The organism is Shinella yambaruensis, assembly GCF_050859155.1.
In the GTDB taxonomy this organism is placed as follows: Bacteria; Pseudomonadota; Alphaproteobacteria; order Rhizobiales; family Rhizobiaceae; genus Shinella; species Shinella yambaruensis.
Map to the genome: position 1 here is coordinate 158,317 of NZ_CP150641.1, position 13,418 is coordinate 171,734.

Annotated in this window: 12 protein-coding genes; 8 read left to right on the plus strand and 4 right to left on the minus strand. The window is 68.7% G+C overall.

Features of this window, described 5'->3' with window-relative positions:
- Positions 1-5: 5 nt before the first annotated feature.
- Entirely contained in the window at positions 6-209 is a 204-nt protein-coding gene (locus WMC41_RS28575) for a DUF1127 domain-containing protein (protein ID WP_432349821.1), read from the minus strand.
- Between the two features lie 132 nt (positions 210-341).
- Here WMC41_RS28575 and WMC41_RS28580 point away from each other — a divergent pair, with 132 nt between their 5' ends.
- From WMC41_RS28580 to WMC41_RS28615, 8 genes are all read left to right on the plus strand, one after another.
- Positions 342-1,847: a winged helix-turn-helix domain-containing tetratricopeptide repeat protein gene (locus WMC41_RS28580; protein WP_432349822.1), complete on the plus strand. Its 1,506-nt coding sequence runs from the start codon at positions 342-344 to the stop codon at positions 1,845-1,847.
- 70 nt (positions 1,848-1,917) lie between these two features.
- Complete coding sequence (locus tag WMC41_RS28585; RefSeq protein ID WP_432349823.1) at positions 1,918-2,814, plus strand: fructose bisphosphate aldolase; 897 nt, start codon at positions 1,918-1,920, stop codon at positions 2,812-2,814.
- A 130-nt stretch (positions 2,815-2,944) separates the two neighbouring features.
- Positions 2,945-4,228 carry an NAD(P)/FAD-dependent oxidoreductase gene (locus WMC41_RS28590; protein ID WP_244769151.1) on the plus strand — a complete coding sequence of 428 codons (1,284 nt, stop codon included), beginning with the start codon at positions 2,945-2,947 and terminating at the stop codon, positions 4,226-4,228.
- A gap of 218 nt (positions 4,229-4,446) precedes the next feature.
- On the plus strand, positions 4,447-5,283 hold the full coding sequence (locus tag WMC41_RS28595; RefSeq protein ID WP_272808887.1) for a MurR/RpiR family transcriptional regulator: 837 nt from the start codon (positions 4,447-4,449) through the stop codon (positions 5,281-5,283).
- A 24-nt stretch (positions 5,284-5,307) separates the two neighbouring features.
- Positions 5,308-6,429, plus strand: a complete 1,122-nt coding sequence (locus WMC41_RS28600) for an ABC transporter substrate-binding protein (RefSeq protein ID WP_244769135.1) — start codon at positions 5,308-5,310, stop codon at positions 6,427-6,429.
- Positions 6,430-6,482: 53 nt separating this feature from the next.
- The gene (locus WMC41_RS28605) at positions 6,483-8,228 is read left to right on the plus strand and encodes an ABC transporter permease (RefSeq protein WP_432349824.1); all 1,746 of its coding nucleotides are present in this window, start codon (positions 6,483-6,485) and stop codon (positions 8,226-8,228) included.
- Positions 8,225-9,325 carry an ABC transporter ATP-binding protein gene (locus WMC41_RS28610; RefSeq protein ID WP_432349825.1) on the plus strand — a complete coding sequence of 367 codons (1,101 nt, stop codon included), beginning with the start codon at positions 8,225-8,227 and terminating at the stop codon, positions 9,323-9,325. The genes WMC41_RS28605 and WMC41_RS28610 overlap by 4 nt, the downstream gene beginning before the upstream one ends.
- The gene (locus tag WMC41_RS28615) at positions 9,322-9,927 is read left to right on the plus strand and encodes a histidine phosphatase family protein (RefSeq protein WP_244769138.1); all 606 of its coding nucleotides are present in this window, start codon (positions 9,322-9,324) and stop codon (positions 9,925-9,927) included. Before WMC41_RS28610 ends, WMC41_RS28615 begins: the two co-directional genes overlap by 4 nt.
- Positions 9,928-10,003: 76 nt before the next feature.
- On the opposite strand, the gene WMC41_RS28620 is transcribed toward WMC41_RS28615, so the two are convergent.
- The 3 genes from WMC41_RS28620 to WMC41_RS28630 form a co-directional block, all read right to left on the minus strand.
- Entirely contained in the window at positions 10,004-10,588 is a 585-nt protein-coding gene (locus tag WMC41_RS28620; RefSeq protein ID WP_272808892.1) for a tyrosine phosphatase family protein, read from the minus strand.
- Positions 10,589-10,779: 191 nt separating this feature from the next.
- Entirely contained in the window at positions 10,780-12,297 is a 1,518-nt protein-coding gene (locus WMC41_RS28625) for a malonate--CoA ligase (protein ID WP_432349826.1), read from the minus strand.
- 170 nt (positions 12,298-12,467) lie between these two features.
- Positions 12,468-13,340 (minus strand): GntR family transcriptional regulator, encoded by an 873-nt coding sequence (locus WMC41_RS28630; RefSeq protein WP_432349827.1) that lies wholly within the window; start codon positions 13,338-13,340, stop codon positions 12,468-12,470.
- Between the last annotated feature and the right edge of the window lie 78 nt (positions 13,341-13,418).

The following is a 13,418-nucleotide window of genomic DNA, read 5'->3' on the forward strand; positions in this document are numbered from 1 at the left end:
CCGTCTTATACCCGCCAGAACGGCTTGGCGATCTCCGCCGCGACCTCGTCGGGCGTGAGGCCGATATCGTCGATCAGGTGCGGGGTCTCCGCCGCCTTGCGCGCGAGGTCCCAGCGAAAGCGCAGGCGGGCGTCCCGGGCAGCCAGAAGCGCGCCGAGGTTTGCAAGGCCGGGCGGGGCGGGCAGTCTTGCCGTGCGAATGTGGGTCATGGCAACCTCCATCGGATTTTCGGGGAAAACCCGGTCCTGAAGGCTGGATTGTGCGGGAGGCGGACGGGAACCGTCCTTAAACCTTCCCAAAAAGTTCTCAAAAACTTCCAAAACCGGTTATAGATGCGCCCTATGCAGGGATCGCGCTTTGCCTTTGGTCCGTTCGTGCTTGATTCCGGTGCGGGAACGCTTCTTCGGAACGACGACCCCGTTGCCGTCGGCCATCGCGGGCTGAAGCTGCTTGCCGCGCTCGTCGGGCGGCCCGGCGAAATCCTCGGCAAGGCCGAGCTGATGGATGCGGCCTGGCCCGGCACGGCCGTCGAGGAGGGCAACCTCACCGTCCAGATCGCCCAGCTGCGCAAGCTGCTCGGCCCGGCCGAAGGCGGCGGCGAATGGATCTCGACGGTGCCGCGCGTCGGTTATCGCTTCACCGGGGCCATCGCGCCGCATCGGGTGGATCGCATGCCCCGTCCGCTGCCCGACAGGCCGTCGATCGCCGTGCTGCCCTTCGTCAATGTCAGCAGCGATCCGCAGCAGGAGAGCTTTTCCGACGGGCTGACGGAAGATCTCATCACGGACCTTTCCCGCATGCCCGGCCTCTTCGTCATCGCCCGCAACTCGGTCTTCGCCTACAAGGGCCGGGCGGCGGATGTGCGCGCCATCGCCGAGGACCTCGGCGTGCGCTACCTGCTGCAGGGCAGCGCGCGGCATGCCGGCGGGCGCGTGCGCATCAACGCGCAGCTGGTCGATGCACGGAACGGCGACCACCTGTGGGCCGAGCGTTTCGACCGCAGCCTGGACGACATCTTCGCCGTGCAGGACGAGGTCGCCGGCAAGATCGTCGAGGCGCTGCTCGGGCGCCTGCGCGCCCCGCCGCCGCGCAACCGGCCGAACAACCTCGAAGCCTACGACCTGTGCGTGCGGGCGCGCAAGCTGATCGACGATTCGCCGCAGACGGCGCGCGAGGCGCATCTGATGCTGACGCGCGCCGTCGCGCTCGACCCTCATTATGCCGAGGCCTATCGCTGGCTCGCCATGAACCACTGGATGGGCTGGGTGCACTGGGGCGAGCCGGAGGAGCCGGCCCGCCGCCTCGCCCTTGCCCTTGCGGAAAAGGCCGTCGCGATCGATCCCAACGACGCGGGCTGCCGCTGGGTGCTGGCGAACCTGCTCGCCTACGAGCGCCGCTTCGACGAGGCGGATGCGGAATTCGCAAGAGCCATCGCGCTCGATCCGAACGAGGCCGACACCTTCGCCACCCTCTCCGACATCCTCGTCCTTGCCGGGCGCATCGAGGAGGGGCTGGAGCAGATCCGCAAGGCGTTCCGGCTCAATCCCTATCCGGCGAGCTGGTACTATCTGACGCTCGGCCAGGCGCAATATGCCGCCGGCGCCTATGAGGCCGCCGTCGAGACGCTGACCCGGGACGAGACCTACCGCACGGGCTCGCGCCGTTTCCTGGCGGCAAGCCTTGCCCAGCTCGGCCGGTTCGACGAGGCGCGGGCGGAGGTCGAACTGTTCCTGGTCGCGAACCCGCATTTTTCGACCAGCCAATGGGCCGAGACGGAGCCGTTCCGCGATGCCGCGACGCGGGCGCATTTCGTCGAGGGCTACCGCAAGGCCGGCCTTCCGGCATGAGGCCGGGCGGCGGGGAAGACGAGATCAGGGCAGGGCGCGCCGCGTCCCGGCCCGCAACAGGGAGGAAACCATGGCCGATGCAAGGATGATGGCGCAGATGACCGGCAAGGAGGGCTTTATCGCCGCCCTCGACCAGAGCGGAGGATCGACGCCCGGCGCCCTCCGGCTCTACGGCATCGCCGAGACCGACTATGACGGCGAGGAGGCGATGTTCCGCCTGATGCACGAGATGCGCGTGCGCATCATGACGGCGCCCGCCTTCACCGGCGAAAAGGTGATCGGCGCCATCCTGTTCGAGAAGACCATGGACGGCGAGGCCGGCGGCAGGCCGGTGCCGTCCTATCTGTGGGAGGAGCGCGGCGTCGTGCCCTTCCTCAAGGTCGACAAGGGCCTTGCCGCCGAGGAGGACGGCGCGCAGGTGATGAAGCCGATGCCCGATCTCGACGCCCTGCTTGCCCGCGCGGTGAAGAAGGGCATCTTCGGCACCAAGATGCGCTCGGTCATCGCCCATGCCGACAGGGCCGGCATCGCCGCCGTGGTGAAGCAGCAGTTCGCGGTCGGCCGGCAGATCCTCGGCCACGGCCTCGTGCCGATCATCGAGCCGGAAGTCTCGATCAAGAGCCCGAGCAAGGAGGAGGCCGAGACGATCCTGCGCGACGAGATCGCCCGGGAGCTCGATGCGCTGCCGGCGGACGAGAAGGTGATGCTCAAGCTCACCATCCCGACAATCGCGGATTTCTACAAGCCGCTCGTCGACCACAAGGCGGTCACCCGCGTCGTCGCTCTTTCGGGCGGCTACAGCCGGGCGGATGCCTGCGAGAAGCTCAGCCGCAACCACGGCATGATCGCCAGTTTCTCGCGCGCCCTCACCGAGGATCTGCGCGTGACGATGAATGATGCCGAGTTCAATGCCAGCCTCGGCAGGACGATCGACGAGATCTACACCGCCAGCGTGGTGAAGGTCTGACGGCAGGGCCGTGGCCGCGCCGGTGCGGGCGCGGCGCTTGCCCTGAAACAGCATGAAACGCACGCCGCGAACGGGGCGCCGCCTCGTTCGCGGCGTCTGCGTGTGGAAGAGGACAAGCGGGATGACGAACATGCAGGATGTGCCTTCCTCCAACACCCACCACCTCGTCGTCGTCGGTGCGGGCTTTGCCGGCCTCGCGCTGGTCAAGGCGCTGCGGTTCCCGGGGTTGCGCATCACGATCGTCGACCAGCGCAACCACCACCTCTTCCAGCCGCTGCTCTACCAGGTGGCGACGACGATCCTGCCCACCTCGGACGTCGCCTGGCCGATCCGCAACCTGTTCAAGACGCGCGCGGACGTGACGACGATCCTCGGCGAGGTGGTCGGCATCGACGAGGCGGCACGCCTCGTCCGCCTCAAGGAGGGCGCGCCGCTTGCCTACGACACGCTGGTGCTCGCCACCGGCGCCCGGCATTCCTATTTCGGCCATGACGAATGGGAGGGCGCGGCACCGGGCCTGAAGTCGCTCGAGGACGCGACGACGATCCGCCGCCGCGTGCTCCTCGCCTTCGAGAAGGCCGAGGTCTCCGGGAGCGCCGAGGAGCGCGCGGCGCTGTTGACCTTCGTGGTGATCGGCGCCGGGCCGACCGGCGTCGAGCTTGCCGGCATCATCGCCGAACTGGCGCAGCACATCCTGCCGAAGGAATTCCGCACCATCGATACGCGCACCGCCCGCGTGATCCTGGTCGAGGCGGGGCCGCGCGTCCTGCCGGCCTTTCCCGAGAGCTTGTCGGCCTATGCGCAGGCGGCGCTCACCCGGCTCGGCGTCAGCGTGCAGACGGGCGAGGCGGTGACGAACATCACGGACGAGGGCGTGCGCATCGGCGAAAACGAGATCGCCGCCCGCACGGTCATCTGGGCGGCGGGCGTGAAGGCGTCTCCCGCCGCGGCCTGGCTCGGCGCGGAGGCCGACCGGGCGGGGCGCGTGCGGGTCGGGCCGGATCTCAGCGTGCCCGGCCATCCCGAAATCTTCGTCATCGGCGACACGGCGAGCGTGCTCAACGAGGACGGCACGCCGGTGCCGGGCATCGCGCCGGCGGCCAAGCAGCAGGGGCGCTTCGTGGCCGGGCTGCTGCGCGCGCGCCTCTCCGGAAAGCCGCCGCCGGCGCGCTTCCGCTATCGCCATTCCGGCAATCTCGCGACGATCGGCAGGAGCGCGGCGGTGGTGGATTTCGGCCGCATCCAGCTGAAGGGCGCGCTGGCCTGGTGGTTCTGGGGCATCGCCCATATCTTCTTCCTGATCGGCACCCGCAGCCGCATCGCCGTGGCGCTGAGCTGGCTGTGGTCCTATGCCACCGGCCGCAACAGCGCCCGCCTGATCACCCAGCGCGACATTCACCGGAACGAGCGGTAGCGAGGCCGCCGGCGCCCCGCATGCCCGGCCGCCCGGTCGCTGCTCCGCGTTTCGGAGCCGCTGGTTCCCGTGCCTTGTTTTTCCTGCCGAATTGCCTGTCGCGGCCCTGCCCGGGAGCGCGGCCTTGCAGAGCCTTGCAAGGAATCTTGCGGTGGCCGTCTTGACTGCAAGGCGCTTTGCCAACACCATCGGCGCTGCAAACAACCTTGTCGAGCGCCATGACCCTTCTCGATCGCATAAAGGCCAAGTCCAGGAAGCTGACGGAGGCGGACCAGAAGCTGATCGCCGCCATGCTGGAGAACCGCGCGGAGGCGGCGTTCCTGTCCGGCCCGCAGCTTTCCCAGCGCGCCAGCGTGCATGAGGCGACGGCGACGCGGCTGGCGCAGAAGCTCGGCTACAAGGGTTTTCCGGACCTGCGGGCCGAACTGCAGCGCGAGGTGCTGCTCGACCAGGACGCGGCCAACCGCATGCGCCGCTCGGTCGCCAAGGTCGAGCACGGCGATTACCTTTCCGACCTCATCACGGCCGAGATCGCCGCGCTGGAGACGCTGGCCCGCGCCGTGCCGCAGGCCGATGTCGACCGTGCCGCCGACATGATCTTCGAGGCGCGCCGCGTCTTCGTCTTCGGCCAGGGCCATGCCCAGTCCGTCGCCGGCTTCCTGCAGCGCCGGCTCGACCGGTTCGGCATGACGACCATCGCGCTGACGGGCCGCGGCCGCGACATTGCCGAACGGCTGGTCGGCATGGAGGCGGGCGACCTCGTCGTCGCGCTCGCCTTCCGCAAGCAGCCGCAAAGCTACGGGCCGCTGGTGCGCCATGCCGCGCGGGTCGGCGCGCGCACCATCCTCGTCTCGGATCTTGCCGGGCCGTTGATGGAGCCTGCCGCCGATCTGATGCTCGCCGCCCCGCGCGGGCGCTCGGGAAGCGAATTCCAGACCCCGACGATCCCCTTCGCCATCGTCAACGGCATCGTGCTGACGATCGCCGGACGGCATGAGCGGGAGGTCATCGGGCGATTGGAGAAACTGTCGGAGCTGTTCAACGACTTCGACTGACGTGAGAAAATGGAGGAGGAAACCATGTTGAAATGCGTATACGCATCCGCCCTCGTGGCGTGTCTCGCCCTGCCGGGCATCGCGTTTTCCGAGGATCTCGACAGCCTGACGCCGGAGCAATTGCTGCCGCTTGCCCAGAAGGAGGGCAGCGTCACGGTGTTCTCGCTGTCGAGCCGCATCGCCAGGATCGAGGCGGCCTTCGAGGCGGCCTATCCGGGCATAGACCTGATCGGCGTCGACATGAGCTCGACCAAGCAGATCGCCCGCGTGGAGGCCGAGCAGCAGGCCGGCGTCCATGCCGTCGATGTGCTCTACATCGCCGATACGCCCGTCGTCTTCACGAAGCTTGTGGAGGCAAAGCGCGTCGTGAACTACGTGCCGCCGCGCGTGGCGGACGAGCTGGAGGACCGCTACAAGGCGCCGCTGCTCACCCAGCGCCTCTCCACCAAGGTGCTGATGTACAACGAGAAGGCCTTCCCGGACGGCTCGCCCGTCACCAATCTCTGGCAGCTCACCGAGCCGGAATGGCAGGGCCGGGTGCTGATGGTCGATCCGAGCCAGCGCGGCGAACTGCTCGACCTCCTCACCGAGATCGCGCTGCATCCCGACGAGATGGCGGCGGCCTACAAGGCGCAGTACGGCAAGGACATCGAGGTCGAGGACGGCCTCGAAGGCGCCGGCGAGCAGTTCATCAAGGCACTGTTCGAAAACGACCTCATCCTTCTGCCCAACAGCGACGTGCTCAACAAGTCGATCGGCGACGTCAACGCCAAGAACCCGCCCGTCGGCTTCGGCACCTATTCGGACCGCCGCGACAACGAGAAGGAAGGCTGGGCGCTGCAGGTCGCCAACAATGTCGAGCCGGCGAACGGCATCCTCTTCCCGGCGGTGCTGACGATCGCCGACAAGGCGCCACATCCGGCCGCCGCGCGCCTCCTGATCGACTTCATGTTCGGCGACGACACGCCGACCGGCGGGCCGGGCTTCGAGCCCTTCAACGTGCCGGGCGACTATGCGGTGCGCAAGGCGATCGCCGACCATCCCGATTCCGTCAAGCTCGGCGAGCTGAAGGCCTGGACGATCGATCCGGCGAAGACGGCGGCCGCGCGCGGCCGCATCGCCGACCTCATCATCACGCTTCAGTAACGGACCCGTCCACCGGCGCGCTTTCGGGGCGCCGGTGGACGCGGAGGATCACCATGACATCCACGTCTCTTTCCGTGCCATCGGGCAGGCGCCTGCTCCGATCGGGCTTTCTCCTGCCGGCGCTGCTCATCGCCATCGTCGCCGTCCTCGTCGTCGCGCCGCTCCTGCGCATTCTCCTGTCCACGCTGACGCCTGAGGGTCTGGAAGCCTGGCAGGCGGTGCTCGCCAGCCGGCTCTCCGCCAATCTGTGGTGGCGCCCGCTCCTCAACACGATGATCCTCGGCTTTTGCGTGGCCGGCGGCTGCCTGCTTATGGGCGGCTTCCTTGCCTGGCTGGTCGTGCTCACCGACGTGCCGGGCCGGCGCTTCCTCGCCCTGATGGCGACGCTGCCCTACATGATCCCGAGCTTCGCCGCCGCGCTCGCCTGGGGCACGCTGTTCCGCAATTCCCGCCTCGGCGGCTCGGCCGGCTTCTTCGAGACGAACGGCCTTGCCATTCCCGACTGGCTCGCCTGGGGCCTCATCCCCACGGCGATCGTGCTCATCGCGCACTATTATTCGCTCGCCTACACGATCATCGCCGCCGCGCTCAGCTCCGTCGGGGCCGATCTCGTCGAGGCCGGGCAGATGGCCGGCGCCAGGCGCCCCCGCATCTTCTTCGGCATCATCCTGCCGGTCGTCACGCCCGCGCTGGTCGCCGCCGCCTCGCTCACCTTCGCCGGCGCCGTCTCCAACTTCGCCGCGCCCGCGCTGCTCGGCCTGCCTGTGCGCATGCAGACGCTTTCCACCCGCCTCTTCGGCATGATCGAGACGGGGCAGAACGAGCGCGGCTTCGTCATCGCGCTGCTTCTGATCGCCGTCTCGGCGCTGTTCCTCTTCCTCTCCGACCGCATCGTCTCCGGCCGCAAGGCCTTCATCACGGTCACCGGCAAGGGCGGGCGCACCAAGCGCTTTCCGCTCGGCGGCTGGCGCTGGCCGCTCTTCGCGCTCGCCGTGCTCATCGGCTTCGCCACCACCGTCCTGCCCGTTCTGGTGCTCGCGGCCTCCAGCCTTGCCCCGCAGAGCGGCGCGCTGTTCTCCAACTGGACGCTGCATTTCTGGATCGGCGAGGGCGGCGGCCAGATGGCGCAGGGCCAGGCCGGCATCTTCCGCAATCCCGTGCTGCTCGATGCGCTCTGGACCACGATCCGCCTCGGCCTCGTCGTCGCCTTCACCACCATGCTGCTCGGCCTTGCGCTCGCCTATACGATCGTGCAGCGCCGCGGCAGCCTCATCGCCACCGTGCTCAGCCAGCTCGCCTTCCTGCCGCTGCTGATCCCGAGCATCGCCTTCGCCGCGGCCTATATCGCGCTCTACGGCGCGCCCATCGGCCCGCTGCCCTCGCTCTACGGCACTTTCGCGCTGCTGGTCATCGCGGCCTCGGCGCACAACCTGCCCTTCGCCGTGCAGTCCGGCCGCTCCGTGCTCGGGCAGATCTCGGCCGATATCGAGGAAAGCGCCCGGCTGACCGGCGCGAGCCTCGTGCGGCGCCTCTTCGCCATCATCTTCCCGCTGGCGATCCGGGGCCTGTTCGCCGGGGCGATCCTCGTCTTCGTGAAGATGGTGCGCGACCTCTCGCTGGTCGTGCTGCTCTTCACCGCCACCTCGCCGGTGCTCAGCATGGTCGCCTACCGCTATGCGGCCGAAGGCTTCATGCAGTTCGCCAATGCCATCACCCTCGTCATCCTCGTGGTCTGCCTTGCGGCCTCCTTCATCGCCCATGGCCTGCAGAACCGCGTCCAGAAATGGAAAGAGACATGAACGCCCTTGCCACAGGCGCCGCGGACGCCATCCAGATCCGCAATCTCGTCAAGCGGTTCGGTGCCTTCACCGCCGTGAAGGACGTCGACATCTCCGTTCCGCCCGGTGCCTTCCTGGTCCTCGTCGGCCCGTCGGGCTGCGGCAAGTCGACCCTGCTGCGCATGCTGGCCGGCTTGGAAAGCCCGAGCGAGGGCGAGATCGCCTTCGTCGGGCAGACCGTCTCCAGCGGCACGGGCGGCGTCATCGCCGATGCCGGCCGGCGCAATGCCGGGCTCGTCTTCCAGAGCTACGCGCTCTGGCCGCACATGACCGTTGCCGGCAACATCGCCTGGCCGCTGAAGGTCGCGAGATGGCCGCGCGAAAAGCGCGAGCGGCGGGTGAGGGAGGTGCTCGCCCTGCTCGGTATCGACGCGCTTGCCGAGCGCTATCCGGCCGAGATTTCCGGCGGCCAGCAGCAGCGCGTGGCGATCGCCCGCACCATCGCGCCCGAGCCGAGCATCCTGCTTTTCGACGAGCCGCTGTCGAACCTCGACGCCAAGCTGCGCATCGAGATGCGCAGCGAGCTGATGCGCATCCACCGGGCGACGGGCGCGACCTCGGTCTATGTCACGCATGACCAGGTGGAGGCGATGACGATGGCGACCCATGTCGCCGTGCTCAACAATGGCCGCGTCGAGCAGTTCGGCAAGCCGATCGACCTCCTGCGCAACCCTCAGACCACCTTCGTCGCCACCTTCCTCGGCACGCCGCCGGCCAATCTCCTGCCGGTGCGCCGGGAGGGCGACGCCCTCCTCTTCAACGACCTCGCCCTTGCGCCGGCCGCGCTCGCCGGCGGGCGGGCGGAAGCGCAGCTCCTCTACCGCGCCGAGGATGTCGGTGTCGGCGTCGTTGCCGGCATGCCCTCGCTGACGGCGCGCTTTGCCGAGGCCGCGCCGATCGCCGGACGCACCATGGTGACGGCGATGATCGGCGAGCTGCGCATCACCGGCATGGCGGACGGCTATTTCACGGCAACGCCCGGCGAGCCGATCCCCCTCTCGTTCATTCGCACACCCGATGCGGTCTTCGCCGCCACTGGAGAAAGGATACATCAATGAGGCTGATCCTCATGCGTCACGGCGAAACGGAATGGAACGCCGAGCAGCGGCTGCAGGGCCAGGACAATTCGCTGTTGTCCGAGCGCGGCGTCGCCCAGGTCAAGCGCTTCCGTCCCTATGCCAGGGCGCTGAAGCCGGCCCGCATCATCGCCTCGGATCTCGGCCGCACCCGCCAGACCGTCGCGCTCATCGGCCATCCCGACGCCCCCTCCGACGAGCGGTTCCGCGAACTCGACATGGGCGCATGGACGGGCCTTCGCAAGCCGGACCTGATCGCCGACCATCCCGAGGACTACGTCGCCTGGCGCGCCGGCACCTTCACCCCGACGCGGGGCGAGACGTGGAGCGCCTTCCGCGGCCGCGTCGCCGACGGCGTGCACGACTGGATGTCCCGCACGGAGGGCGATCTGCTGATCGTCGCCCATGGCGGCGTCATCCGCGCCGTCTGCCACGAATTCCTCGACCTGCCGCCCTCGCGCGTCGTTCCCGTCACGCCGGGCACCGCGACCATCCTCAACTTCCCGCAAAAGAACGGCGCGGCCGCCCAGCTCGAAGGCTACAATATCGGCTCCGTCGCGCCGGACGTCTCCGTCGCCGATTGAGACGGGGCAGCGGGCATCCAGCCCGTCGGTGCCGCGCGTTTTCCCGGTCACCGGCCGCTGGCGGGGAGGGCACCGCTCAGTCGAGCACGGCCATGCGCAGCTCGGCCTCGCGGCCGAGCTTGGTCATCCATTCGGTATATTGCGGGCGGCTCCTGATCTGGCGGCCGTAGTGCCGGCCGAGCGCGGCCGTCAGCTCGCCCCTGCGGCCGAGCTGCGCGTCGGCAAAGCCGACCATCTGCGAATTCGGCCAGGCCTGCGGACGGATGGCGACGAGGCGGGTGAAGAGGTCTTCGGCCGGCTCGTCGGGGCTGGCCTGCGCCATCAGGGCCAGCATGGCGGCCGTCGAGCGCGACACGCCCATGTGGCAATGGACGAGGAGGTGGCTCGGCGCCGCGCGGTCCTGCCGCGCCTGGAAATCCGCGCCGAACTCAAGGATCGCCTCGACATGGTCCGGGCGGGGCATCACCTGGTCGGGCAGCGCGGCGATGATGTCGTGGAAGCGCAGCGTCGTGCGGTGGTGCCGCCCATAGGTGGCGAAGGTCTCGAGCTCGGGGAGGTCGGGATCGACGATGGACAGCACATGGGTCACCTTGCGGTCACGCTGGCTGGGCAGTTCCTCTATCCCGCAAACCGTCAGTTCCGGGGTGAAAATCACGTCCATGGTCTTTCCTTCCAATCCTGTCTGCCCTCGCGCGCCGCCTCTTCTGCGCCCTGTACGAAGGCAGGGTGGAAACGTGGCGCACGCCTCCCGTTTGTACGACAGCCGCGAGCGGGCCGATAGAGCCAAATTCCCGGGGCTTGCGCGGAAGATCGGGCGGTGCGGCCGCCTGCCGCCATCGTGCGGGACGGCGCCTATGATCCGGCGGAATAGAGGTCGGCATAACTCTCGCGCAGCACGTTCTTCTGCACCTTGCCCATCGTGTTGCGCGGCAGGTCCTCGACGAAGAGCACGCGCTTGGGCTGCTTGTAGCGCGCCAGCCGGTCCCTCAGCGCCGCCAGAACGGCCGCCTCGTCGAGCGTCGCGCCCTTCTGGCGCACCACGACGGCCGTCACGCCCTCGCCGAAATCGGGATGGGGCACGCCGATGACCGCGCTCTCGACGATGCCGGGCATGCCGTCGATCTCGGTTTCCACCTCCTTCGGATAGATGTTGTAGCCGCCGGAAATGACGAGGTCCTTGCCGCGTCCGACGATGTGCACGTAGCCGCGCGCGTCGATCAGGCCGAGATCGCCGGTGATGAAGAAGCCGTCCGCGCGGAACTCCGCCGCCGTCTTCTCCGGCATGCGCCAATAGCCCTTGAAGACGTTCGGCCCCTTCACCTCGATCATGCCGGTCTCGCCGGCCGGCAGGGGCCTGCCGGTCTCCGGCTCGGTGACGCGCAGCGACACGCCGGGCAGCGGGAAGCCCACCGTGCCGGCAATGCGATCGCCGTCATAGGGGTTGGAGGTGTTCATGTTGGTCTCGGTCATGCCGTAGCGCTCCAGGATGGCATGGCCGGTCTTTTCCGAGAAGCTGCGATGGGTTTCGGCGAGCAGCGGCGCGGAGCCGGAGACGAAGAGCCGCATGCCGGCCGTTGCCGCCGGCGTCAGGCCGGGATGCTGCACGAGGCGGACATAGAAGGTCGGCACGCCCATCATCACGGTGGCCTCCGCCATCAGGCGCAGCACCTCGTCGGCATCGAACTTCGGCAGCAGGTACATCGACGAACCGGACAGCAGCGTGACGTTCGAGGCGACGAACAGGCCGTGCGTGTGGAAGATCGGCAGGGCATGGATCAGCCGGTCGGTGCGGGTGAAGCGCCAGTGGTCGCGAAGGGCGAGCGCGTTGGACAGCAGGTTGTCATGCGTCAGCATCGCGCCCTTGGAGCGGCCCGTCGTGCCGGAGGTGTAGAGGATCGCTGCAAGATCGTCCGGGCCGCGCTCCGCATCGAGGAAATCGGTCTCCTCGTCCGCCGCAAGCTCCAGCAGCGAGCCGCCGCCCGCCTCGTCCAGCGTTTCGACATGGGCGCCGTATTTGCCGGCGATGGGGCTCACGCCCTCGCGGGCACCCGGCGAGATGACGACCAGGCTCGGCTCGGCATCGCCGATGAAATAGTCGAGTTCGGCCAGCGTATAGGCGGTGTTGAGCGGCAGGTAGACGGCGCCGGCCCTGACGCAGGCGAGGTAGAGCATCAGCGCCTCGGGGCTCTTTTCCACCTGCACGGCGACCCTGTCGCCCGGGCGCACGCCGCGCGCGGCGAGGGTGCCGGCGAGCTGCCCCGAAAGCGCGATCATGTCGCCATAGGTCCATCGACGCCCGTCGCCCGTCTCGATGAAGACCGCCTCCGGCGTCGCCGCTGCCCGGATCGCGTCGAAGAGATGGTTGCTCATGGGGTCGTTTCCCTCGTGTTGCCGATTCTGTCCCGCGCCGGGCCAAGCCGCGAGCACACTAGAGCATTTCCAGCCGAAGCGAAGTCGCTTCGGCGTCGGATAATGCGGCAGAACAAGAATCTGGAGCCTTGCGGATCCGCGCCGGACAGCGCGAATTCCCCGCCACCGGTTCAGGGCGCGGGCGCCTTCAGCGGGCCAAGCGCGCTCAGGTGCTGGCGCATCGCCTCGGCGGCCTCTCCATTCCGGCCGTCCAGCACCAGTTCGAGGATGTGCACATGTTCGGCGCAGCGCTGGCGGGCCTGTTCGCGGTCCACCCGCTGCTGGTACTCGATGAGCCGGCGCAGCCGGTCGACGCGCCGGAGGCTCTCGATGAAGAAGGCGTTGCGGCTGCATTCGGCGATCGCCTCGTGCATCTCGCTGTTCGTCTCGAACAGGCGCACGGCCGAGATCTCCAGGATCTCCCCCGCCACGAAACGGCGCTGCTGTTCGAGATGCCGCTCCAGCACGGGCCGGTTGAGCGTGAAGCCCGGCTCCAGCAGCGCGGCCGGCTCGATCGCCTGGCGAAAGCTGTAGCTCTGCCGGTAGGTCTCCATCGAGGTCAGCACCGGCAGGAAGCGCCAGCCGTGCCCGGGCAGCCGCTCCGCCCAGCCTTCCTCCGACATGCGCCTGAGCAGGGCCTGCAGGCGCGGGCGGGTCATGCCATAGCGGCGCAGGAGCTCGTTCTCGCTCGTCCGGTCGGGGATCTCGCCGGCCAGCCGGTCGCGGGCGATGGCGAGATAGACCTCCTCGCCGCCGTCGGGCGCCGGCGTGCTGGCGGCAAGCGCCTTCGCGGCGGAAGGATCGGCCACCTTGAAGCCGCCGCGCTCGGCCGCCGCCAGCACGCCGGCGCGCTGGAGTTCGCGCAGCGCCGTGCGGATCGGCGAGCGCGAGACGAGGAAGCGCTCCGCAAGGCTGCGCTCGGTCAGGGGCTCGCCGGGCGCCAGCCGCTCGGCATGCACGAGCCGGGCGATCTCATGGGCAAGGGTGCTGGCTATCTGGGTCATCGGCGCTCCTGGATGGCCTGTGCCTTGTCGCATGTTCCGCGGGCTTCGCCAAGCGCCGGTTCTTTGTGCTTGCATAGT

Coding starts and splice junctions, on each gene's coding strand:
- WMC41_RS28575 (WP_432349821.1), bottom strand. CDS start 209: ATGACCCACATTCGCACGGCAAGACTGCCCGCCCCGCCCGGCCTTGCA.
- WMC41_RS28580 (WP_432349822.1), top strand. CDS start 342: ATGCAGGGATCGCGCTTTGCCTTTGGTCCGTTCGTGCTTGATTCCGGT.
- WMC41_RS28585 (WP_432349823.1), top strand. CDS start 1,918: ATGGCCGATGCAAGGATGATGGCGCAGATGACCGGCAAGGAGGGCTTT.
- WMC41_RS28590 (WP_244769151.1), top strand. CDS start 2,945: ATGCAGGATGTGCCTTCCTCCAACACCCACCACCTCGTCGTCGTCGGT.
- WMC41_RS28595 (WP_272808887.1), top strand. CDS start 4,447: ATGACCCTTCTCGATCGCATAAAGGCCAAGTCCAGGAAGCTGACGGAG.
- WMC41_RS28600 (WP_244769135.1), top strand. CDS start 5,308: ATGTTGAAATGCGTATACGCATCCGCCCTCGTGGCGTGTCTCGCCCTG.
- WMC41_RS28605 (WP_432349824.1), top strand. CDS start 6,483: ATGACATCCACGTCTCTTTCCGTGCCATCGGGCAGGCGCCTGCTCCGA.
- WMC41_RS28610 (WP_432349825.1), top strand. CDS start 8,225: ATGAACGCCCTTGCCACAGGCGCCGCGGACGCCATCCAGATCCGCAAT.
- WMC41_RS28615 (WP_244769138.1), top strand. CDS start 9,322: ATGAGGCTGATCCTCATGCGTCACGGCGAAACGGAATGGAACGCCGAG.
- WMC41_RS28620 (WP_272808892.1), bottom strand. CDS start 10,588: ATGGACGTGATTTTCACCCCGGAACTGACGGTTTGCGGGATAGAGGAA.
- WMC41_RS28625 (WP_432349826.1), bottom strand. CDS start 12,297: ATGAGCAACCATCTCTTCGACGCGATCCGGGCAGCGGCGACGCCGGAG.
- WMC41_RS28630 (WP_432349827.1), bottom strand. CDS start 13,340: ATGACCCAGATAGCCAGCACCCTTGCCCATGAGATCGCCCGGCTCGTG.